Origin of the sequence: Burkholderia sp. RF2-non_BP3, from assembly GCF_001522185.1 — a bacterium.
Taxonomy (GTDB): Bacteria; Pseudomonadota; Gammaproteobacteria; order Burkholderiales; family Burkholderiaceae; genus Burkholderia; species Burkholderia diffusa.
The window spans coordinates 71,534-94,594 of sequence record NZ_LOSU01000023.1 but is presented as its reverse complement, the minus strand read 5'-3'; the positions used below and the strand labels follow the sequence as shown (position 1 = coordinate 94,594).

Genomic DNA, 23,061 nt, shown 5'->3' with positions numbered 1-23,061 from the left:
ACGCTGCCGGTTCACGCGGCAACGCGTGCCGCGCCCCGATGTCGGACCAGCCGCCGTTGCCGGCAGGATCATGACGGCACGGCGGCGGCTCGACGAACGGTCGACTAGCTTCCCGCGGAATTCGAGCTCCAGCCCGGCACTTGCGTATAGATCACGACGTTACCGTCGTCCTGAATGTAGGTAACTGCCCCCGGATTTCCACCGGTGCTGGAATACCAGAGCGGTGCCCCCGCTGAACTGTAGACCACCAGGTTGCCGTCCGTTTGCATCGTCGCGTAGGCCCCCGGGTGATTGTAGGTACCCGAATTCCACACCGGAACGCCCTGGCGTAGCAGCACCAGATTCCCGTCGCCCTGCATGACGAGCACGTTTGCGCCGTTGCCCGATGCAAAACTCTGCCCGCTACCAAGCGTGACGCCGCCCTTCCAGACCGCGGGACCGCTCGAGGAACTCGCCAGGCCCATCGCGGAAGTCGCCGTGGCAAATACCGGCACCGACAACCGGTAGATCACCATGTTGCCGTCGTCCTGAATGACAAGACTCTGGCCATACAAGGTGCCATTGGTCGACGAGAACCACAAAGGCTTGCCGCTCGTGCCGTAGATGACGAAATTGCCGTCGGTCTGAAACACGGCATAGGCGCCGGTGTTTCCGTTGGTCCCCGAATTCCATACCGCAGCACCACTGGTCGCGTTGTAAAGCACGAGGTTGCCGTCATTCTGCATGACCAGTCGATGGTTTTGGGACGCCGAGTACACGGTTTGTCCCGGCTTGAGCGTCGTCCCTTCAGCGATGGTGCCGCCATAGATCGGTGTCGTTGGCGCGCATATCGACGATTGCAGCGTGGTGACGATCGGCGAGCCCCAGCCGGTCACGAAGTCCCAGCCCGAACCGGCACTGTATGCGCCGTTACTGCCGTAGGTGATGTCGCGAAAGATCGACGGTGTCGTGGCTTGTGCACTGTATATCGTCGGTGCCGCGAAGCCGGGGTTCGTCGCGCAGCTGCCGGACAAGAGACGCGCCCAGGTCGCAGCAAACAACGGCGCGGACAGGCTCGTACCACCCAGCGTTTCGAGTTGTCCGCCCACGATGATCTGCGCGCCGCTGTTGGGATCGGCGTCGAACGCGAGATCCGGCAGGCCCCGGAACGCCCGTCCCTTGAGCTGCGGTACGTTCGACTGCCAGGTCGGAATCGGCTCGAAGCCGCTGCTGCCGCCACCGCCGGAGTCCCAGGCCATCTCGCCGCCATAGCTGCCGTTCCCGTTCGTATAGAGGCTGGTGCCGCCGACGGCCACGACGTAGGGCGAGCTGGCCGGATATTGCACCGACGTGCCGCTGCAGCCGTACGCAACGCTACCCGAATCGCCCGTGCTGACCGAAAAGGTCTGCCCCTGTGCGACGGCCATTTCGAACAGCACGTCCATCGAGGCGGTCGGCGCCCAGTTCTCGCATCCGCCGATCGACATGTTGACGACCCGCGCGGTGTTGTCCGACACGGCGCGATTGATCGCGAGTGCCATGTCGCTCCATGCGAAGGACGGCGCAACATAGAAGTTGATTTGCTTGACGCCGCCGGACATCCCGACGATGGTCTGGCTGTCGAGCGACCATTCGACGTTCGCGCTCGTGTCGGCGCTCGGCGTGCCGGCGTTGATCACCGAAACGGGTACGGCGGGCAACCGGTTGTTGGTTTCGAACGTCGTCAGGTCGATGACGGGTTGCGTCAGGTTCCCTTCCGCGATGATGCCCACCGTGGTGTTGCCGGCCGTCGGCGCGCTGCCGACGGAATAGATGACCGGAAACTGCGTCGGGTTGTGGCCCACCATGATTGCGTTGGTCGTCGGCGACGTGTTTGCGGTTGGCGCACGGGCGGCCACGGACGCGCGCACGAAGTGCGGATGCAGGCGCGTCGCGGTATCGAGCCCCAGAACCGCTTGAACGACGCCGCCGAGTGCGTCCGGCACCGTCTCGGGGGCGGTGTTGATATGCGCGCGGCTGCCGTCGGCCATCGCGACGGGCACCAGCGTCGTCTTGAACACGCCGGATATCACGCCGGCCGGCGCATCGGCTTCGACGATCATGTTGTTGCCGGCAACGTTGATGTTCGTGAAGCCCTTACTTCCCAAATAGGCCTTCACCGTGGCGACCTGGTCGGCGGTGGGCGCGTAGCGCGCGGCAATCTGCGCGGAGGTCAGCACCGCGCCGAAGCTGGCGCTGCCGGGCGTTCGCGCGTCCTGCACGAAGCGATGCAGTGCGGCTTGGTCGTTCGGCTTGAGTATGAGCACAACATGGACCGGCGCCGTCGCACTCATCGGCGCTGCACTCACCACGTTACCCGTGGCGCGCAGGGCCGACAATTTGCCGACCTGCGCAGTGGCGGTGACGGTCGACGCCGTCGGACTCTCGTCGCCGCCACACCCCGCGAGCGCGAACACCATGAGTGCCGCGCTCATTCCCCTTGCAATATGTTCCGCTTTCATCGGATTGGTATGGACCGTTGATCTCGTATTTGGCTTTTCACCTTTGTTCTTTACGGCAATCGGACGGCTACCTTGAGGAAAACATAGGAAGGAATCGGCCGGTAGTCAAATGAATGCAACCGGTGGCCGCAGGTAGGCCAGGATGGGCTGGTCCGCACCCGGATGGGGACGCTGACGCCGCGCAAATGCATCGGTCGATCCGCCCCGCGGCCAGATCAGCGGAACACAAAAAAAGCGCCTCAAGGGCGCTCTTTTTTCTCGGCGTGTCCGACACACGCACGCGGCACTGATGCTCACTCGTTCGACACCGCCCGCGCGTCCGGCACACTCTGCAGCACAGGCGCAGCCGTCGACTGGTATTCCGGCACCCAACGTCGCAGATCGCGCCGGACTTCATCGTCGCTGAGCACGCGATTCTGCATCAGCCACGGCAGTAATTCGTCGAGCAAGTGATCCGGCACTTCGCGCGCACGTGCGATCCGCAGCTTGGGATGCGGCGTGCGGGTCGTCGTCTCATCGTCCGCGAGCAGTTCCTCGTACAGCTTTTCGCCAGGCCGCAACCCCGTGAACTCGATCCGGATCTGCCCCTCCGAGAAGCCGTAGAGACGAATCAGGTCGCGTGCGAGATCGACGATCTTGACCGGCTCGCCCATGTCGAGAATGAAGATCTCGCCGCCATGGCCCATGCTCGACGCCTGCAGCACGAGTTGCGACGCCTCCGGAATCGTCATGAAGAAGCGCGTGATCTCCGGGTGCGTGACCGTCACCGGCCCGCCCTTCGCGATCTGCTGCTGGAACTTCGGAATCACGCTGCCTGCACTGCCAAGAACGTTGCCGAACCGCACGGTCTCGAACTGCGTACCGCCGCTTGTCTGCTGCAGAGCCTGGCACGCCATCTCGGCAAGACGCTTGCTCGCCCCCATGACGTTGGTCGGATTGACGGCCTTGTCGGTCGAAATCAGCACGAAATGACGGACGCCGTGGCGAATCGCCGCGCGCGCGACACGATACGTGCCGAGCACGTTGTTGCGCAGCGCCTGCCACGCATTGTGCTCCTCCATCAGCGGCACGTGCTTGTATGCGGCCGCATGGAACACGATGTGCGGCGCATAACGCGACATCACCTGGTCGAGCAGCAGCGAATCCTTCGCGTCGCCGATGATCGGCAGGACGGGCTGGTCGGGGAAGCGCTCCCGCAACTCCTCGGCGAGCCGGTACATCGCGTATTCGGACAAATCGAATGCGACGAGCTGTGCCGGCGCAAAACGGAGGATTTGCCGGCACAGCTCGGAGCCGATCGAACCGCCCGCGCCCGTCACCATCACGACGCGGCCACGCAGCAGCGCTTCGACGTGCGGCGTGTCGATCGTCACGGCATCTCGGCCAAGCAAGTCCTCGAGGTCGATATTGCGCACCTGGGACAGGAACCCCTGCCCCGGCATCAACGCGGTCAGCGACGGCAGCACCATCGCCTTCACGCCTGCGCGCACGCATAGCGTCGCGACGCGGCGCTGCGTTTCGACGGACGCAGACGGAATCGCGATGATCGCGTATTCGACCTTCATCGCATCGGTCCAGTGCTTCAGGTCGTTGAACGAGCCGAGCACCTTGTAGCCGTAGATCTCGCGCCCATGCTTCGTGACGTCGTCGTCGAGCAGGCCAACGAGGCGCCATTCGCCCGAGCGCGACAATTCGCGCGCGAGGCTCGCGCCGGCCGTGCCGGCACCGAGAACCAGCACGGGCTTGCCCTGTCCGACCAAGCCACCGTACAGGTAGAACTCCTTCGTCGCCCGGTAGAGCGCACGGGCGCCGCCCATCGCAAGAAACAGCATCAGCGGCGACACGAGCAGCACCGAGCGCGGGATGATCGGGTACGGCTGGAACATCACGGCGCCGATCATCACGATCACACCGCCGCCGATTACCGCCTTCGAGATCCGCATCAGGTCGGGAAGGCTCGCGAACACCCACAGGCCGCGGTACAGGCCGAATACGTGGAACATCAGCGCGTAGACGGGCAGCACCCAGACGAGCGCCGTCAGCGCGCCGCCCATGAAATCGGACGGAACACTCCCGTTGAATCGGACGAGATAAGCGAACAACCACGCGGCGGTAACCGCCGTCAGGTCAAACAGAAAAGCGCTCAGCGAAAGCCATGATGCTTTGGATCGCAACATCGGCGGGAAACCTCAAGAGTTATTTTCGGCGGCCGACTGAAACCGGCGCCAACGCATGTCGATCACCAGTCCGATGCATGCCAGGACGCCGTACCACACGAAGAACGACAGCCATTGCTGCAGTTCCGGGCGGCCCATTGCCCACACGGCAACGATTATGCCTGCGAGCATGATGAGGTACCAATAAAGAGCGGTCCGGCGATGTCCTACGCCCGCTCGAACCATTCTTTGATAATAATGCTCCCGGTGCGCCTGCCAGAACTTTTCGCCACGTAACAGACGTCTCAAAAGTGTTACAGATGAATCGGCAATAAAGGGGGCGAACACTTGTGCCGGAAACCAGATCGGCCAGACGCCGGCCCGCCAGCCCCAATAACCGAGCGCACCGGCCAGGAATCCCAACGGAATCGAGCCCGCATCGCCTAGAAACAACCGGGCCGGATGGAAATTGAGCAGCAGGAATCCGAACGCAGCGCCGGCGACAGCCGAGCTCGCCACGACCAGATCCGGCGACGGTGTCGCGCCGGTCAGTGCAGCGATCGCGTACGCGCCGAAGCCGAACAGCGCCATGCCGCCCGCGAGGCCGTCGGCCCCGTCCATGAAGTTGTACAGGTTCGTCAGCCAGACCATCACGAAGCCGACACCGACGAGCAGCCACCATGGCGCATCGGCCGGATAGACGACGATCAGCGCAACCACTGCCGCGAGGTGAGCGGAGAACCGCACACGGGCCGGCAACCCGCGCCGGTCGTCGATCTGCGACATCGCGGCCAGCCCCGCCGCGGCGGCGGCAATCAGCCACAACGCCGGCGCAAGCGCCAGCAGCGCGACAACGCAGACCGGGACGATACCCCACCCGCCGACGCGCGGCGTCGGCAGCGTATGCAGCGAACGATCGTTCGGAATATCGGTAGCGAGGCGCCAGGCGAGGCCGGTCGCCAGAAGCATGCGCAGGATGGCCGTCGATGCAATGGCGGCGGCCAGCGCCACCACGACCGCGGAAGGCCATGTGGAGATCGGGAGATGCATGTCGACTATTGTTGTGTATCGCGCGAACGATACCATGCGGCGGTCGCTTCGAGGCCCTGGCGGGTGGTATAGGGCGGATGCCAGCCGAGCACGCGCGTGATCCGGCCAGTGTCAAGCTGCAGGCTACCGGTCAGGCGGTCGACGACCGCACGGCGGCCCGTCAACGTCCCGATCATACGCAGCAGCATCGGCGGCACCGCGATCAGCCGTGCCGGCTTGCCCAGCGTGTCGCCTACGAGACGCAGCAGACCCGCGACCGACGGCGCTTCGTCGTCGGCGACATGAAAGCATTCGCCTGCCGCACGGGGGTCGATTGCACAATGCAGCAGCGCATCCGCGAGGTTTTCGACGTAGACGATGCTGCGGCACGCCGAGACGGCACCGAGCGGCAACGGTATTCCTCGCGCGACCGCATCCATCATCCTCAGGAAGTTGGCGCGGACCGCCGGGCCATACACGAGCGGAGGACGAACGACGACGACGTCGAGCCCCGCCGACGCGCCGAACTGCGCGAGCTGTCGCTCCGCACGCAGCTTCGAGCGACCGTATGCATCCTGCGGATCGGGTTCGGACACTTCCGAAAGCGGCACACCGTCATCGCCTTCGCCGGCCGCCTTGATGCTGCTCGCGAACACGATGCGGCGTACGCCGTGATTGCGCGCCGCCTCGGCGAGACGCATGGTTCCGACGACATTGGTAGCATCGAACGCAGCGTCGGGATCGGGCGACTCGTCGCGCATCACGTGCACACGGGCAGCAAGATGAATCACGCAATCGGCAGCAAGATCGGCCGGCCACGCCTCATCCAGGCGATCGAAATCGGCGATGCCGTGCACCCATTCACGCACGCCGTCGATGCAGCCGCCCGGTCGCCGCACCAGTGCGGTAACGGTATAACCGGCCTGTAACGCGCGGCGGCAAAGCGCTCGACCGACGAAGCCGTTGGCGCCGGTGACGACGAGATGGGTCATCGCACCCTCCGGCTTTGTCGGCTGACGACTTGGCGAGGCGGGGTGAGCCCGCCTGCCGCGCCGACGGACAGCGCGGGCCGACGCACACTGGACCGGCACTCGAGAACGGAAAGGGAGGCAGACACGAACACGTCGGGATCTCGAAAACGGAAAGCATGTCGATCGCCGGCACTGTTTTCAATCGGCGCCGCGCGACAAGCATTCGGCAGCGCATCAAGACGTGCGCGGCCAGATGCAACCAGATGGAAAGACAAGATGATGTTCGGGTTCCGAAGCGGATGAAAGCGCCGCGTGACGCGGCGCGGCTCGTCGGGTTGCACGACGGCGGCGTCGCCAACGCGCAAGCCCGACCGAAGGTCATTGGCCACGCGTGCCGATGGTGCCGCATCGATGCGCGGACATTGTAACCTTACCGATCGGCAGCAACCAAGCCGCGTGCCCCGCACCCGCGACCACTGAGTCTACGAGTGCTGGAGACGCCGCCGCTCAGGCCAGCAGTGTACCGACCTCGTCGACGAGCGGCGCGAGCATCCGCTCCCACCCGTGCTCGTGCTCGACGAAGGCTCGCGCTCGCGCCGTCATCTCGATCGCAGCGGACTCGTCTGCAACCAGTTGCTCGATGCGATCAACGAATTCCTCCGGCGTATCCGCGATCAGCAGATCGCGGCCGCGTTCCGCACCCAAACCCTCGTGGCCCAGCGATGTGGTGACCACAGGCAGCCCAAGCGCCATGTATTCGAGAATCTTGTTCTGCACACCTGCGCCGATGCGCATCGGGCAGACGCCGATCGCGCCGTCGGATGCGGCCTGCGCAACCGACTCGACCCGGCCGGTCACGTCGACGCCGTCATACGCGCGAAATCGTTCTGCCAGCGTGGGTGCGATGGACCCGACGATCCGGAAGCGATAGTCGGCATGCTCGCGCAGCAACGGCAGCACGGCCTCCGCGAAATAGTGGCACATGTCCTGGTTCTGGACCGTGCGCATGTCTCCGATGAAAATCAGGGTCCTGCTCGCCATGCTGCGCGGCGAGTACGGCAGGCTCGACAGGTCCACACCGTTCGAGCACACCATCACCTTCTTGCCCGACTCACCCGGAAACAGGTAATCGCGATCGGTCCGGGACACCAGCACCGACAGATCGAAATCCTCGACGATCGTGCGCTCGTAGTCGAGCAAGCGCTTCGCCTCGATACCGAACACGCGCGACTTCAGTCCGCGCGCGTTCTTCAGCTGCTTCACCCGGCTGTAGTTGAGCGAAATCGCGTCGGTCATTTCCAGGATGCGCGGCTTGTCCGACTTGCGCACATACTCGGCACAACGCACGAGATGCACGAAGGCACCGTCGTGTGACGGCAGCAATCGCGCCACCGCCGCAGCAAACGCGCGGCTCCGGTAGTACGCGACCTGTAGCGGCGTGCGCGTGGGCAATGCAAGCAGTGTATTCAGGTACGATCGCCGGCGGGACAGATAGACCCGTTCGACCCGGTCGAATACGCCATCGTCCGGCAACGCGGCGTGCATCTCCTCGTCGGTCTCGCACATGCTCAGCAGCGTCAGCGAGTAATGACGGGACAGCACACGGCAAAGATGGTAGATCCGCAGCTTGTCGCCGCCAATCACCGGATACGGAAACCGCGGCGTCAGCACCAGCAGCTTCTTCTTGTCCTGGTTCATGGCAGATGCGCCCAGAAGTCCTGAATCAACGGACGCACGGCAGACTCCGAGAAGGACCGTGCGCGGGCCACACCGTCGCCAATCGCGACGTCGAAGCGTGCGCCGTCGGTCCATACTCTGCGAATCTGCTCCGCCATGTCGTCCACCGAAAAAGGATCGAACTGCAGACCACAGTCGCCGACCACCTCGGGCATCGACGTCGTATTGCTGCACGCAACGGGGGTACCCGACGCCATCGCCTCCAGCAGCGGAATGCCAAACCCTTCGAACAGCGAAGCAAAGATGAACGCGCGCGCGTGCCGGTACTGCTCGCGCAGTTCGTCCCGCGAAATGTAGCCGAGCAACTCGACCGAACCCGCAAGCCCGAGCGCCGCAGCCCTGCCGAGAAAATGCGCGTGATGTTCAGACTTGATCCCGGCGATCCTCAGCGTGGCGTCATCGCCGAGCGACGGGCGCGCGACCGCGAACGCTTGCAGGAGGCGCTCGACGTTCTTGCTCGGCACCTCGCCCGCGACCGTGAACAGATACGGCCGGCGCGCCGCCGCACTCACCGGCGCATCGAACCAGTCGTCCGAAATCATGCAAGGGATGACGCGCACGTCCGCCTCGTTCAGCCCGAGCGTCTCGACCAGCTCCCGCTGCGTAAAACGCGAGATGGTCAGCACGATGTCGGCCCGGCGCGCCAGCCGCGGCACCACATGCCGACGGTACACGCGCCCGGCGGTCTGATATAGCGACCGCGCCGGCGGCAGCACGCTCCACGGCTGCATGTAGATCAGATCGTAGATGACCGCTATCAGCGGCGTGTTGCCCGTGGCGCGCAGCGGCCCGGTGTTGTATGGGCACAGCAGATAGTCCGGCTTGTGCTCGCGGCACAATCGCGGCAACTCGACCTGCTCCCACCACGGGAAGAAACCACGCCCTTCGCTGACGCACGGCCAGTCGTCGGTGCTCACCCCGCTTGGCGCGAAGCCCAGCACCGACTCGCCGATCGGCGCCACCAGTTGACGGGCGAAGCGCCCCATGCCGCGGTAGTTGCCCACCATCCAGGTGATGTCCACCCCCAACTTCACGCGGTGCTCCTCGAAGCGAATTGATTCATTGACGACGTGTTCCGCCCAGGACGGCTTCATAGACGGCCAGCGTCTTCTCCGCGCAGGCCGGCCAGTTCAGCGCTCGCGCCCGGGTCAGCCCGGCCGCGCGAAGCATGTCGGCCCGGCCGGGCTGCTCGACGATCATTCTCATGCCGTCGGCAATATCGCCAGTACGGAAAGGATCGACCAGGATAGCCGCGTCGCCCGCGACTTCCGGAACGGACGTCGTGCTGGAAGCCACGACCGGCAGCCCCGACGCAAAAGCTTCCACGACGGGCAGTCCAAAACCCTCGCACAGCGACGCGAACACAAGCGCAGTTGCCGACTGAAGCAGCGCGCGCACGTCATGGTCAGGCAGATACTCGAGCCAGCGAACGCAACCGCTCTCGTCCGCGCGCAAGCGCGCAACGAGTTGCTCGCAGCCCCACCCTGCCCGGCCGACGATCACCAGCGGGATATCGCGGCGCAAGCCGGCCGGCAAGCTCGCATGGGCGTCAACCACACGCTCGAGGTTCTTCCGCGGCTGCAGGGTTCCGACGCACAGGAAGAACTGCGCCGGCAAGCCGAGACGCGTCAATACCGCCTCACGCTCGGCCTGATCGATCCGTTCGAAGAAGCGAGGGTGGACACCCAGCGGCACCACCGAAATCCGCTCCGGCGCGATGCCGAAATGCTCAACGATTTCCTGCTTGGAGTAGTCGGAGATCGTGATCACATGATCGGCCCATGCACCCGACCGACGCAGCAGCCAACGACGCAGCGCCGCCAACCGGATCGTCGTCCACTCCGGATGCGACAGCGGAATCGCATCCATCAACGTCGCGATGACCGGCGTCGAGGACAGCTTCGGAATCAGGTGATCCGTCGCATGAAACACGTCCACGCGTTCCGCGCGCAGCGCCTTCTCGTCGATGGAGGTCCACGGCGTCACGGCGCCCAGCACCGTCGCGACTTCATGCCGACCGAGATTGACCGGCGGCCTGGCGCCCGGAAATACGTCGTCGCCAACGGTCGCGCCAAAACCGGCCGGAACCAGGCCGATCCCGCCGCGCGCGATCAGCGCCTGTCCCAATTCACGCGTATACGAACCAATGCCGTCGACGCCGCCGTGCGCGCGGCTTCGCGCGAGGGCCGTCGTGCCGAAACCGACCTTCACCCACGCCCTCCGCCAAACATCCAGCGCAGCGTACTTTCCAACGGAATGTCCTCGAGCGGACCAACGGCCGCCTGCAGCCGCGTACCGTCGCCCTGCAACCGGCGCACTTCATTCGCGCGCACGAATGCCGGATTGACGCGCACTTCGATCGTGTAACCGGCAATCTGCTCCATCATCGCGATCACGGCCTTCAGCGACACCGCACGGCCGGAGCACACGTTGAATACCCCACCGGCCGGTGCGAGTTGCAGCAGGCGCCGATAGGCATCCACGACGCGACGCACGTCGGAAAAATCGCGCTCGACGTCGATATTGCCGAGTTCGATCACGCGTTCGCCACGCTGGAAATGACTGACGATCTTCGGCAGCAGGAACTGCGACGACTGACCGACGCCCGTATAGTTGAACGGACGCGCGACAACGATTGGCAGCTTGTCGCACCACAGGCGCGCCATGTACTCCATCGCCAGCTTGCTCACCGCGTAGTCGTTCGCCGGGTTGGGCTCGACCGACTCGTCGATAACTTCAACCGCTGCGTTGCCGTAGATGTTGGCACTGCTTGCCAGCAGAACCGCCTTCGGACGACTATCCAGATTCGCGAGCGCGTCGAGCAGGTTGCGCGTGCCGACCACGTTGGTGCGATATATCGCATCGGCGTCACCGTGCGCGACGAATGCAATCGCGGCAAGATGCGCGACCACGTCCGGCCGGACGTCGGCGACGACCTGTGCGAGCGCCGCGCGGTCGCACAGGTCCACTCGATACATATCGGGCCCCGTCACTTCGGAACCGTGCGTCGTACCGAACACGCGATAGCCGGCCGCCCGCAACGACTGCGCCAGAAAGTCGCCGGTAAAGCCGCCGAGCCCTGTCACCAGAGCCCGCGGCGCGTCAGAACGAGAAGCCGAGTTCATTGCGACGCAAATCCGCTTCGACCATCATTGCGCACAGCTGCTCGAGCGTCGTCGTCGGCTCCCAGCCCAGTTTCTGCTTCGCCTTCTCCGGGTTGCCGATCAGCAGGTCGACTTCGGCCGGGCGATGGAACTTCGGATTGACGCGCACCACCGTCTTGCCGGTCGCGACGTCGACACCGACTTCATCCACGTCGCTGCCCTTGAACTCGAGGTCGACACCGGTCGCCTTGAACGCCATGCGGACGAAATCGCGGACGGTTTCCGTGCGATTCGTGGCGAGCACGTACGTGTCCGGCTCATCGACCTGCAGCATGCGCCACATCCCTTCCACGTATTCCTTCGCGAAACCCCAATCGCGCTTCGCGTCCATGTTGCCCAGTTCGAGCACATCGAGCTGACCCAGCTTGATCTTCGCGACGGAGTCCGTGATCTTGCGCGTGACGAACTCGCGGCCGCGCAGCGGGGATTCGTGATTGAACAGGATCCCGCTGCAGCCGAAGATATCGTAGCTTTCGCGGTAGTTCACCGTAATCCAGTGCGCATACAGCTTGGCAACGCCATACGGGCTGCGCGGATAGAACGGCGTCGATTCGATCTGGGGAATTGCCTGCACCTTGCCGAACATTTCGGACGTGCTCGCCTGGTAGAAGCGGATCTTCGGATTGACGATGCGGATCGCCTCGAGCAGGTTCAGCGGACCGATGCCGGTGATTTCCGCTGTGGTGACCGGCTGGTCGAAGGACACGCCGACAAAACTTTGCGCGGCGAGGTTGTAGACCTCCGTGGCGCCGGTCGTCTGCAGCAGGCGAATGCTCGCCGACAGGTCCGTCAAGTCGTATTCGATGAGATGCAGGTTCGGGTGCTTGGCGATGCCGAGCTCTTCGATACGCCAGAAGTTCACCGAGCTGGTGCGGCGATAGGTGCCATATACCTGATAGCCCTTCTCGAGCAGGAGCTGGGCGAGATAGGCACCGTCTTGGCCAGTGATGCCGGTAATGATGGAAACTTTCATAGTTTGAGAATTCATCTTAAGTTCTCTTGCAAAATCTTTATCGGATGATTGACGGCAATCTCACTCGGTCTCCGCCGAAACTTCCATGCGGATAACGGGTTTGATGACCTGGCGCGTCGGTAATACGCTGTCCAGCAATTGCTGGACTGAAGCTTGCCACGTCAGCGTGGGCATCCCCTCGGACTTCGGTTGTGCGCCTTGCCGATACAGCGTAAGCCAGTGCGCCACGGCTTGCGCCAACGCTTCGCCGCTGGTGCCATGGAAGTAATGCGCATGGTCCTGCGCTACCTCGCGGAACACCGGTAAATCTCGAGCCAATATGGGCAGATGCTTGCGACCCGCCTCGATCAGCGGCAACCCGAAGCCTTCTCCCTCCGAAGCCGCGAGCAAACAGCAACATGCGCCGTAGACCTGCTCCAGGTATTCATCGCTGATGCTCTCCAGCCAGAATAGTCGTTTTCCGAGCTCGGGATGGGCTCGCAGACGCGCAACCAGCTTTTCGACCAGCCACCCGGCTTTGCCGACGATCACGAGATTGACCGCCGTACCTTCCTGCCAGAGCTGCTCGAAAGCCGCCAATGCCTGGGCATGCCCTTTACGCGGCTCGACCGTCCCCACCATCAAAAAGCTGGGAGCCGCGCGCAGTGCCTCGAGTATACGGGGCGCGTCGCTCGGCATGCCGGTGCTCGGGTGAGAATTCTGCACATCCGCGCCGTAATGGAACCAGCCCACCTCAAGCGCGCCCTGGCGCTGAGGCTGATGCTCCCGCAGCCACTGTTTGAATTCATCCGCCACTGTCCGGGAGCCGCACACGACACCGTCATAACGGGAAATCGTATTCAGCCATTCCCCGAACAGTTTCTCGCTCCCCGGCGCGAAGTAGCTGGGCATCTGCACGCACAACAGGTCGTACACCACAAACTGGATGCGAACGCCCTGACGCGACATTTCATCGAGAAACGCTTCCTGAACGCCGGTACCGTACGGGTTTAGATCCAGCCCCAAAAAGATGTCGCCCGCCTGGAAATCGATGGGATCTTCCTGCACCGTGCCAGGGTCACCCTGCCCCATGAAGCGCGACCGCAAGCGTTTCGCGTAAAAGTAACCCGTTCGGTCATGCGTCGCGTAGACAGGCCACACCTCGAAATCCTTCGGTGGGTCCTTGAGCAGTTCGCTCAGAATACTCCGTACGACCCGTTGAATTCCGGTCCGTGCGTCATGGCTGACGAGCTCCGATACGTCGACGAACAGCGCACGGCGCGTTCGCGTGGGCAAGCTGAACGCTATGCCCTGCGCAACTTGACTCAGTTCATCTTCGCTGCATTGACGCACCAGAGGTGCGATTGCCTGGAACAGCTTCTTGCGCGTCGACTTGATGCTCGGACGCGACTGTGTCGCCGGAGGCGTCGCGCCGTTCTGGGCAAGCAGTTCCCGGCAGCGGGCATACACCTCGTCCACCGTGATGTCGTCGAGACAGAAGAAGTTGTGCGGACAATCGCGTCGCGAAGGAATGTGGCAGGGCGAGCATGCGGCCTCATTATGCAAGACATAGCTGTTGCCGAATACCGGTGCCCATTCGTGCGCGGTTTCCAGGCCACCATAGACCCCAAGCGCTGTCACGCCCAGATAGGCCGCCATGTGCGCGCCGCCGGAATTGTTGGCGACGCACAACTGGTGACCGGCGAGATGCTGCATCAGTTCGGGGATGCTGAGTCCTGCATGAATCACCACCTTTTCAAGGCCGTCAAAGCTGAAACGCCGGGCTTCCTTGTCGCTGGCAAAGAAAACGCTGACGTGTTCCACCGTGGCATCCGCGGCCAGCCGGCGTGCCAGTTCGTGGAATCGCTCAACAGGCCATTCCTTCGCATCGCCACCGGCATAGGGAAACAGCGCAACCGCACGATTATGCTGTTGCAAAGGGGCCGCAAGCGGAGGCAAGACCACGTAGTCGGACGGATGAGCCGGAAGTGCATCGACCAAAGCCAGCATCTGCTCGCTGATCGAAATGCGATTCAGCGGCGTTTCCACGAACGGCAGGTCCTGATACGTGGGCAGCGCGATGTCGAGCTTGGTATCGACGGCTGGATTGAGGCTGCCGTAACCGACCTTGAGCCCCGCCTCGACTTGTGCCAGGACGAACCGTGTATCGGGCTGTCGCCTCAAATCGATAGCCAGGTCGTAGAAACCCAGCTGCTTCACGAATTCGACCAACGAACCATCGGACAGCTCTGCCTGCAACGACGATTTGCGCTTGAAGTAGTCGAGCGTCAGCACTCGGTCGAAAAACGGCAGGGTTTGAGCCAACGCCTGATTCCAGCTACCCACCACGACATCGATGCTGGCCTTCGGATATCGTGCGCGCAGACGAGAGATAGCCGGCACTGCCAGCAGCAGATCACCCATGTGATCCAGTTTGAGCAGCAGGATCTTCTTGATCTTCGGCTCGAACAGGGTGGTGCGCTCAAAGGTCACGGCTCGCGCCGTCCGTGACTCACGGGGTCGCTCGAAGGGAGCGATGGCCCGCAACACGAGCTTGGCGCTGCGATCCCACGAGAATGCCTGCGCCTGTGTTCTGGCGTTCTCCAGCAACCGCGCGCGCAGGCCGTCGTCGGTCAGCGCTTGATGCATCTTGCCGCTGATGGCCGGGACCGACTGCGGATCGAAGAGCGCCTCGGGGCTACCCATGACCTCCGGAAGGCTGGCTGCATCGGCAGCGATCACCACGGCGCCGCATGCCATCGCTTCAAGCGGCGGCAAGCCGAATCCTTCGTGCAGGGAAGGGAAGACAAACAGGCGGCATGTGCTGAACAATGCCAGCAGCTCTTCATCGGAGATGTAGTCGCTGAACAACAACTCGTCGGCACGGAGACCGACGCGTTGTGCATGTGCACGAAGCGCACTCACTTCCGACTGCGGCATTCGACCGACAAACAGCAACTGATGGTGGTTGCGCGACGTATCGGGCAAGGCGGCGAACGCCTCGATCAGCCGCGGGAGGTTCTTGCGCGCATCGGCTCCCCCCGTGTACATGATGAAAGGCCTGGTTACCCCCAGGCGCTGCTTCAGGGTCGCCAAGAGGTCTGCATCGGGCACGACACGGGTAAACATCTCGTCGCAGGCGCCCGACACGTTGGTCACTTTCTCGGGCGAAAAAGGCAACGCACCCAGCGCCTCCTGCCGGGCACTCTCCGAAATCGCAAGGAGATGCCGCGCCCGCTTCAGGTTTTCAATGCGGTCTGCGTAGTAGTCACGATAAATGGGGTTCGTCCGGTATTGCTCATCCGGGTTAATCAGCGGAATCAGGTCGTAAAGTATGACCGCGGTCGGCAGCGGGTCGCCCAATGCCCCGATGCTGATGACCGCATCGTCCCCCAATCCCTCGAACAGACTGGTAACCAGCACGATATCGGGATCGAGCGTTTCCAGAAACGCCTCGCGCACCCGTTCGGCGACGGCACGACGCGACGCATTTTGCGGGTCGACCCAGCGCATCGGCCCCGGCGCCTGCCAGACGCGAATTCGCTCCTGCGGCACCAACCCTCGAAACGCCTGACGAATCGGCCCGATGGTCTCGGGGAACAGTCCGCTGAGGGCCAGGTAGATTTCATGGTGTCCCGCATTGCGTGCAATGGCAAGCGCCAGGGAAAGGGAATAGCGTCCGATGCCACGGAAGCGGCTCTCGGTTTGCGCTCCCTGCATGTCAATAACGATTCGCATGGTTGTCCTACTTTACTTGACCTACCGACGCCCACGAGGCCGTCGTGACCCCGGAACGATCCGGCGCAACAGCGCGTCGGGGCGCGCTGACGGAAGAGACGCATCCAAAGGGCAACGTCGAGTGGTAACAGCGGCGCTGATCCTTGCTCCAGCTTCGCTCAATCACTGAACCGCCCTCCAACCAGCCTCTTCGACGCGTGCGGCTCATCACGTCGAACCGTCCGCATTGCACCGTCAGGTGACGAAGCAGTTCGTTCTGCGGACGATCTGAATAACCGGGCCACCGGTGAAACAGGCCCAGACCGGAGTCATAGCCCTGGACTGCACATCGCGACATGCCGGCTTCGCACAACCCGCGCGGGCTCCACTCCATTTCCACGGCAAGCACGGTCATTGATCACGCACCGCGCTGAGCTTCGGAGCGACGCGCGTGGTCGGGTAGCCATCATGGAATGCGAGTGCGGCCACGCGCCCACCCCGGGCGCTTACGACGTCATTACCCACGATGTCATGCACTTGGTAATCGCCGCCCTTCACGAGAACGTCGGGTTCAAGCGATTCAATCAGTTTCAACGGCGTCGGCGCATCGAACTCCACCACATAATCCACTGCTGCCAAGCCGGCCAGCACTTCGGCGCGATCGCCAAAGGAATGGACTGAATGCCCGGAACCGTTCAATGCGCGTACCGAAGCATCGGAATTGAGCCCCACGACCAGAATGTCGCCCTGCGCACGCGCTTCGTTGAGGAAGCGGATATGGCCAGGGTGCAGGGTGTCGAAGCAGCCGTTGGTGAACACGACGACTTCCCCTCGTTGCCGATGCGCCTGCAGCAGCTTGCAGAGGGTGTCCTCATCCACCAGCTTGAGGGCACGCTGGCGCGACGGATACAGTTGATCGCGAACCTCATCCGCCGAGACCACGTAAGTGCCGGAATGGGAGACCGCGATGCCTGCTGCCACATTGGCGACATGCACCGCCTCGGATACCGGAGTACCGCGGGCCAGCGCCAGTGCCAGTGCCGAGAGTACGGTATCCCCGGCTCCCGATACATCGAAGACATCACGTGCGTGCGTGGGGATACTGCCCTGATGGCCGTCCGTGCTCACGTAGACCATGCCCTTCGCGCCGCGGGTCACGACGAGATGCCGCAAGCCCAGCTCATTCAATGCGTGATGTGCCCGCTCCAGCAGTTCATCCTCGGATGCGTAGTCGCCGAACAGTCCGATGAACTCGGAATTGTTTGGTTTGAGCAACGTTGCACCACGATAGAACGCAGGATCGGTCCGCTTCGGATCGACCAGCGTCGGAACATTCAAAGCCGCTGCCACCGCGAGAAATTCCGGCAGGTGGTCCAGCGTACCCTTCGCATAGTCGGAAAACACGACCAGGTCATGATCGGACGCGACTCGCCTGAACTCTTCGAGTAGTAGCGCCTGAGTCCGCACCGTCGGCCGCACGTCGCGATCGACGCGCGCGATCTGTTGCGCACCCGCCATCAAGCGGGTCTTTTGCGTCGTGCCGCCCTCTGGGTCGGACACGAACATCGTCCGTACGCCGTACCCCTGCAAGCACTTCTGAAGCTCGATTGACGCGCTGTCGTGGCCGACCACCGCCAGCAATGTTGCGTCCCCTCCCATGGCACTGACGTTGGCCGCAACGTTCGCAGCACCGCCTGGCCGATTCTCTTCGCGACCGACAGCCAGAACCGGAACCGGTGCCTCAGGAGAAATGCGAGAGACGCCACCAATGACGTAGCGGTCAAGCATGATGTCGCCAACCACCAGGATTCGAGGTCTGATCGCGTTAGCGGGCTGGGGTTTATGCATGGGGGATATTCTTTCCAAAGCAGCACTTAGCATTGTTGCCGGCACGCCGTTCTTCGCGTGCACAGCAGTTCCATCTATTCGATTACGAGCATCGTCACCGGGATTCGGACGCGCGCGCGGCAGCCCGGAGCTCGTCGAGCACTTCACGGACCGACTCCGGCAACGCTCGTTGAGACAGAGGAGAGCTGACCGCAACGCTCGCCGACTGTGTCACGACCGCGCGCAATCGACGGTCCAGGGCCGGACTCATTCTCACCAACCGAAGGGCCGCACGCTTCAATGCCGGACGCTTTGCGAGTTCAGCCGCTCCGACTCTGAGTACGCCCTTGATTCGCGTCTTGACCCCTGACATCAACCTGCCTTCGCGGATTGCAGACGTCAGCCTGCGCAGCGGCACGCCGACCATGCGCACCGGCTTCGACACGCGCCAGGACGTGCTGTGCAGCACGGCATGCAATACTTCATTTGCATGCCGGGCCTGAGCTTCGGCTTGTTGCGCCCGCGCCTCCACGGCGCCAAGCTGGTTCTCCGCATGCTGGCGCAACTCCTCCGCATGCCGACACCGCTCCTCTGCAAGCTTGAGCCGGTCTTCGATAACCTGCCGTTGCCCTGCATCAAGATCTGCTTCGACGGACTGAAGCCGCTCCTGGGTCAGATGCAGTTGCCCGCTGATCACACGAGCCAGTTCGTCCAACCGCTCGACGCCCGCCTCGGCCTTTTCCATCCGCATCCGCACGGATTCGGTTTGTACATCGTAACGATCCGCCAGTTGCTCCAGCGACAAACCATACTCAGCAGCGAACACCTGTGCGAACTTCGACCTGGTTTCCGGATCGGCAGTCTTCTGAGCGACGACGGCGTAGTCGGGACTCGCACCCCGTATCACGTCCAGCAGAGACACCGCATGATCAGGATTACGCAACGCCGGCGACTCCTGCAACCGGAGCGTCTTCACCGTTTCGAATCCACCGTGCTCGACCACGAAAGACAACAACAGCGACGGAATCGGCTTCTGATGCGTCGGATCGAGATGGAAGTTGTTCGTCGCGACAGCGATATTTTCCGGATTCGGCGTCTCGAGGATCAGCAATCCGCCAGGCCGCAACACCCGCAACGCCTCCGACACGACAGTCTGCAACTGCTCGAAGGTAATGTGCTCGACAACGTGGAAAGCCGACACGACGACCTGGCTGTCGGATTCCAGCGTCTTCAGATAGGCCACCGCATCGCCCTGCGTCGCGGGCAGGCCACGCTCTTCGCAGGCTTGCAGCATGCCGGCGTCCAGGTCCACGCCGAAAGGCGTCAAACCTTGTTCGGACATCAGTTCCAGCCACTCGCCGCGACCACAGCCGAGATCGAATGTGCACCCGCCCGGATAAATCGATGCCAGCGGCTCGACGAACGGCAGATATTGTCTGCGAATGCTTTTGATGAGGTCCCGGGGCGCGTAATAGCGCTCTTCAAAGGCCCGGTAGAAATTGTCACTCACGACACCACCCTCGCCTGCGTCGGCACCCAAGTCAGTCCGACGAATTCGCTCACGTTGCCGTTCACCATATTGAATGTGAGGGCGTGATCCCTCCACTCGAAATTGTTCTGCATGTGCGTACTGCCCGTATGCAACGCCACGGCAACCGAATAACTGCCCGGGCCGATATTCGCGGGGAACTCAAAATCGACCGTCGCATTCGCGCCCGCGGCTACATCGCCGATGTCGGACTTGAGATTGTGCGTGTTGGTACCGAAGACCGTCTGCCCCAGCCTGTCCTTGATCATGAAGCCCATGACCAGATCCTGCACGGACGCGCGACATTCGGCGGATATCCGCAACGTCACCGGCTGTCCGACCTGAGCGACATCGATCGGCCTGCCATCTCGATTCAGCAGCGTGACCTTGTCGATCGTGACTTCGCCCGTACCTGAAATCGTCTGGACCTTGCCGCTCTCGAGCACTTCCTGACGAACGTCCTGGTCCTGGTGGTCCGCCAACATCGCGTTGTAGTAATCCATGACCGCCTCGGGCGTGCCTTCCATCTCCAGCCGCCCGGCATTCAGCAGTATTGCGCGATCGCAGATGGCCTGAATCGCGGCCTTGTCGTGCGCGACGATAAGCAACGTCGTGCCCTGCTTCCGAAACTCCCGGATGCGATCGAAACTCTTGTGCTGGAAATAGGCGTCACCGACCGAGAGCGCCTCGTCGACGATCAGGATGTCCGGACGGCGGGCCGTCGCGACACTGAACGCGAGACGCACCTGCATCCCGCTCGAATACACGCGCACCGGCTGGTCGATGTATTCGCCGATTTCGGCGAACGCCTCGATTGCCGGCATCAACGCGACAATCTCCTCGACGCTGTAACCGAGCAGTTGCCCCGCCATCATCACGTTCTGGCGCCCGGTGAAGTCAGGGTGGAAGCCCATTCCCAGTTCGAGCAATGCGGCAATCTGGCCAGTCCGCGTCACGCTGCCGACGGTCGGCTGCGTGGTGCCGACGATCATTTTCAACAGCGTGCTTTTGCCGGCACCGTTGATGCCGACAATACCCAGCGCCTCGCCGGAGCGAACCGAGAAACTGACGTCACGCTGCACCCAGTGCAGCGTGTGATGAGGCTTGCGACGCGGATCCAGCCACTCGAGAAGACGCGACCACCGCGTCGGATACTGCTTGTACGCCTTGCCAAGATTGGTAACGGTAATGGTGCCCATCAGAGTTCATCCACCATTTCACCCGCATGCTTGCGGAACAAACTGAAGCCGGCGAGACACAGCCCGATGCTCAATACGAGCGGATACAGCAGCATCGACCAGTCCGGCCATACGTGTTGCACCATCATCACCTGGAAGGCTTCGATCACCGGCGCCATCGGATTGAAGCGCAAAGCCTCTTGTGCGGACTTGGACAAAATATTGGCTGCGTACACCACCGGCGTCAGCCAGAACCAGAAATTCAGCACGATCCCGAAGAACTGCCCCACGTCGCGAAAGAACACGTTCAACACCCCGAGCGTGATGCCCAGTCCGATGGCGAACAACGTCATCAGTGTCAGCACGGGAATGACGGCGAAATAGGCCAGACCAGGGAAGTTGCCCGTAATCACCAGGAACACCGTAAACAGCCCGAACACGATCGCGAAATTGACCAGCGCATTGATCACGACAATGATCGGCAGACACAGTCGCGGAAAACTCAGCTTCTTGAGGAGGTTCGCGTTGTTGACGAAAGTGTTCTGGCCGTTGCTGACGATTTCAACGAACATCCCCCAAGGCAACACACCGGCACACAAGTGGATGCTGTACGCAAATGTGCTGTCGACCCCGGGCAAACGGGCGTGCATGACTCGCGAAAAGATCACCGTATAGACGACGATCATCGCAAGCGGGTTGAGCACGGTCCACGCCGCGCCGAGCAGGGAATTGCGGTATTTGGACTGGAACTCCCGCTTGACGCTACCCAGAATGAAACCGCGATAGTCCCAGAGGACTTTCAACATCCCTAGCATCACGCCCGCCCGTAAACGTCCTGAAAACGAACGATGTCGTCTTCCCCGAGATACTCGCCGCTTTGCACCTCGATCATCACGAGATCCAGCACACCCGGGTTCTCGAGCCGATGCTTGTGGCCTGCCGGAATGTAAGTCGACTCATTGGTACGCACGAAGATTTCCCGATCCCCGTTCACGACCTTGGCCATGCCGGACACGACGATCCAGTGCTCGCTGCGATGATGATGCATCTGCAGACTCAGGCTGGCGCCCGGCTTGACCTCGATGCGCTTGATCTTGAAGCGAGGCCCTTCTTCCAGCACGGTGTAAGTCCCCCACGGGCGACTCACGGTGCGATGCAACTTGTATGCTTCGTGATTCTGCTTCTTGAGGCGAGCCACGACCTGCTTCACGTCCTGCGCGCAATCGGGATGCGCGACCAGCAGCGCATCCGGCGTATCGATGATCATCAGGTCAGCCACACCCACGGCCGCGACCACACGGTCCTGGCTCTGCACATAGGTATTCCGGCTGTCGATGAAGATCGCGTCGCCGATCGCGCGGTTACTGTCCGCGTCAGGCGAAACCAGGTCGCGGACCGCACCCCACGAGCCGATATCGCTCCACCCGAAACTGGACGGCACGACCGTCACGTTCGTCGAACGCTCCATTACCGCGTAGTCGATCGAGATATCGGGCATTTTCGCGAAAGACTCCGAAGGAATCTCGAGCATCTGCGCCGACGCGTTGCTCTCCTTCAGCGACGACCAGCATGCCTCGGCTGCCTTGGCAACGTCCGGGGCATGGCGGGCCATTTCGTCCAGAATGACGCCTGCCTTGAAGCAGAACATCCCGGAATTCCACAGATAGTTGCCCGCAGCAAGATATTCGGCCGCCTTGTCGGCATCCGGCTTTTCGACGAAGCGCAGGGCGGCCCGACCCGCGCCGATCGCCTCCCCTGCCTCGATGTAACCGAAGCCGGTGTCCGGACGCGTCGGCACGATGCCGAACGTCACCAGCTTGTCCTGGTTCGCCAGTTCGACGGCATTCGCAACCGCAGCGGAAAAACCCTGTTGATCCTGAACCAGATGATCGGCCGCGAGAATCAGCATCAGCGCATCGCGCCCGTACTTTTCCGCGACGTGATGGGCAGCCATTGCAACTGCGGGTGCCGTGTTGCGACCTGCGGGTTCGAGCATGAATGCGCCGGACACGGATTCGCCGAGCTTCACGCCCGCGAACTCGTCCTTGCTCATGAAGTAGTAGTCGCGATTGGTGACCGTGAGAATTTCCCGGCGCTGCGCCCCCGCCTCATTGCCGACCACGGCTGCCGCCCGGCGATAGGTTTTCGAGAGCAGGCTCTCGCCGTCCGCAAGCTTCATGAACGGTTTGGGGTGTCCTTCACGGGAGACCGGCCAAAGTCGCGTGCCTGCGCCACCAGACAGGATGACGGGGATCAATATCACTTTCACTCCAGATTTGGTTTTTCAACCGCGAAAGGAAGGCTTTCACTGCCTTTCGCCGT

16 protein-coding genes are annotated in these 23,061 nt (G+C 62.5%); 1 reads left to right on the top strand and 15 read right to left on the bottom strand.

Annotated elements, in window-relative coordinates:
- Window positions 1–104 precede the first annotated feature (104 nt).
- The 4 genes from WS45_RS08515 to WS45_RS08500 all read right to left on the bottom strand — a co-directional run bounded on the left by WS45_RS08515 (window position 105) and on the right by WS45_RS08500 (window position 6,657).
- Complete coding sequence (locus WS45_RS08515; protein ID WP_059699518.1) at window positions 105–2,438, bottom strand: protease pro-enzyme activation domain-containing protein; 2,334 nt, start codon at window positions 2,436–2,438, stop codon at window positions 105–107.
- Window positions 2,439–2,773: 335 nt separating this feature from the next.
- On the bottom strand, window positions 2,774–4,657 hold the full coding sequence (locus WS45_RS08510; RefSeq protein WP_059699382.1) for a polysaccharide biosynthesis protein: 1,884 nt from the start codon (window positions 4,655–4,657) through the stop codon (window positions 2,774–2,776).
- A 12-nt stretch (window positions 4,658–4,669) separates the two neighbouring features.
- Window positions 4,670–5,686, bottom strand: a complete 1,017-nt coding sequence (locus tag WS45_RS08505; protein ID WP_059699379.1) for an MraY family glycosyltransferase — start codon at window positions 5,684–5,686, stop codon at window positions 4,670–4,672.
- Window positions 5,687–5,691: 5 nt separating this feature from the next.
- Entirely contained in the window at window positions 5,692–6,657 is a 966-nt protein-coding gene (locus WS45_RS08500; RefSeq protein WP_059699377.1) for a UDP-glucose 4-epimerase family protein, read from the bottom strand.
- A gap of 155 nt (window positions 6,658–6,812) precedes the next feature.
- Between WS45_RS08500 and WS45_RS34845 the strand changes: the two genes are divergently transcribed.
- Entirely contained in the window at window positions 6,813–7,064 is a 252-nt protein-coding gene (locus WS45_RS34845) for a hypothetical protein (protein ID WP_156437091.1), read from the top strand.
- A gap of 79 nt (window positions 7,065–7,143) precedes the next feature.
- Here WS45_RS34845 and WS45_RS08495 read toward each other — a convergent pair whose 3' ends face one another.
- The 11 genes from WS45_RS08495 to WS45_RS08445 form a co-directional block, all read right to left on the bottom strand.
- Window positions 7,144–8,448 (bottom strand): glycosyltransferase family 4 protein, encoded by a 1,305-nt coding sequence (locus WS45_RS08495; protein ID WP_257140321.1) that lies wholly within the window; start codon window positions 8,446–8,448, stop codon window positions 7,144–7,146.
- Window positions 8,331–9,467 (bottom strand): glycosyltransferase family 4 protein, encoded by a 1,137-nt coding sequence (locus WS45_RS08490; protein ID WP_257127661.1) that lies wholly within the window; start codon window positions 9,465–9,467, stop codon window positions 8,331–8,333. The genes WS45_RS08495 and WS45_RS08490 overlap by 118 nt, the downstream gene beginning before the upstream one ends.
- On the bottom strand, window positions 9,433–10,584 hold the full coding sequence (locus WS45_RS08485) for a glycosyltransferase family 4 protein (protein WP_059699374.1): 1,152 nt from the start codon (window positions 10,582–10,584) through the stop codon (window positions 9,433–9,435). Before WS45_RS08485 ends, WS45_RS08490 begins: the two co-directional genes overlap by 35 nt.
- Window positions 10,581–11,498: an NAD-dependent epimerase/dehydratase family protein gene (locus tag WS45_RS08480; RefSeq protein ID WP_059699372.1), complete on the bottom strand. Its 918-nt coding sequence runs from the start codon at window positions 11,496–11,498 to the stop codon at window positions 10,581–10,583. Before WS45_RS08480 ends, WS45_RS08485 begins: the two co-directional genes overlap by 4 nt.
- A complete protein-coding gene (gene gmd / locus WS45_RS08475) occupies window positions 11,476–12,510 on the bottom strand; it encodes a GDP-mannose 4,6-dehydratase (RefSeq protein ID WP_059530360.1) in 1,035 nt (344 codons plus the stop codon). The genes WS45_RS08480 and gmd overlap by 23 nt, the downstream gene beginning before the upstream one ends.
- A gap of 60 nt (window positions 12,511–12,570) precedes the next feature.
- Window positions 12,571–16,227 (bottom strand): glycosyltransferase, encoded by a 3,657-nt coding sequence (locus WS45_RS08470; RefSeq protein WP_059699370.1) that lies wholly within the window; start codon window positions 16,225–16,227, stop codon window positions 12,571–12,573.
- Between the two features lie 390 nt (window positions 16,228–16,617).
- Window positions 16,618–18,054: a PfkB family carbohydrate kinase gene (locus WS45_RS08465; protein WP_059530366.1), complete on the bottom strand. Its 1,437-nt coding sequence runs from the start codon at window positions 18,052–18,054 to the stop codon at window positions 16,618–16,620.
- A 94-nt stretch (window positions 18,055–18,148) separates the two neighbouring features.
- Window positions 18,149–19,543 carry a class I SAM-dependent methyltransferase gene (locus WS45_RS08460; protein WP_059699516.1) on the bottom strand — a complete coding sequence of 465 codons (1,395 nt, stop codon included), beginning with the start codon at window positions 19,541–19,543 and terminating at the stop codon, window positions 18,149–18,151.
- Window positions 19,540–20,760, bottom strand: coding sequence for an ABC transporter ATP-binding protein (locus tag WS45_RS08455; protein ID WP_059530369.1), 1,221 nt, complete (start codon window positions 20,758–20,760; stop codon window positions 19,540–19,542). Before WS45_RS08455 ends, WS45_RS08460 begins: the two co-directional genes overlap by 4 nt.
- Entirely contained in the window at window positions 20,760–21,554 is a 795-nt protein-coding gene (locus tag WS45_RS08450) for an ABC transporter permease (RefSeq protein WP_059699368.1), read from the bottom strand. The genes WS45_RS08455 and WS45_RS08450 overlap by 1 nt, the downstream gene beginning before the upstream one ends.
- Window positions 21,554–22,999, bottom strand: coding sequence for a mannose-1-phosphate guanylyltransferase/mannose-6-phosphate isomerase (locus tag WS45_RS08445; protein ID WP_059699515.1), 1,446 nt, complete (start codon window positions 22,997–22,999; stop codon window positions 21,554–21,556). The genes WS45_RS08450 and WS45_RS08445 overlap by 1 nt, the downstream gene beginning before the upstream one ends.
- Window positions 23,000–23,061: the final 62 nt, after the last annotated feature.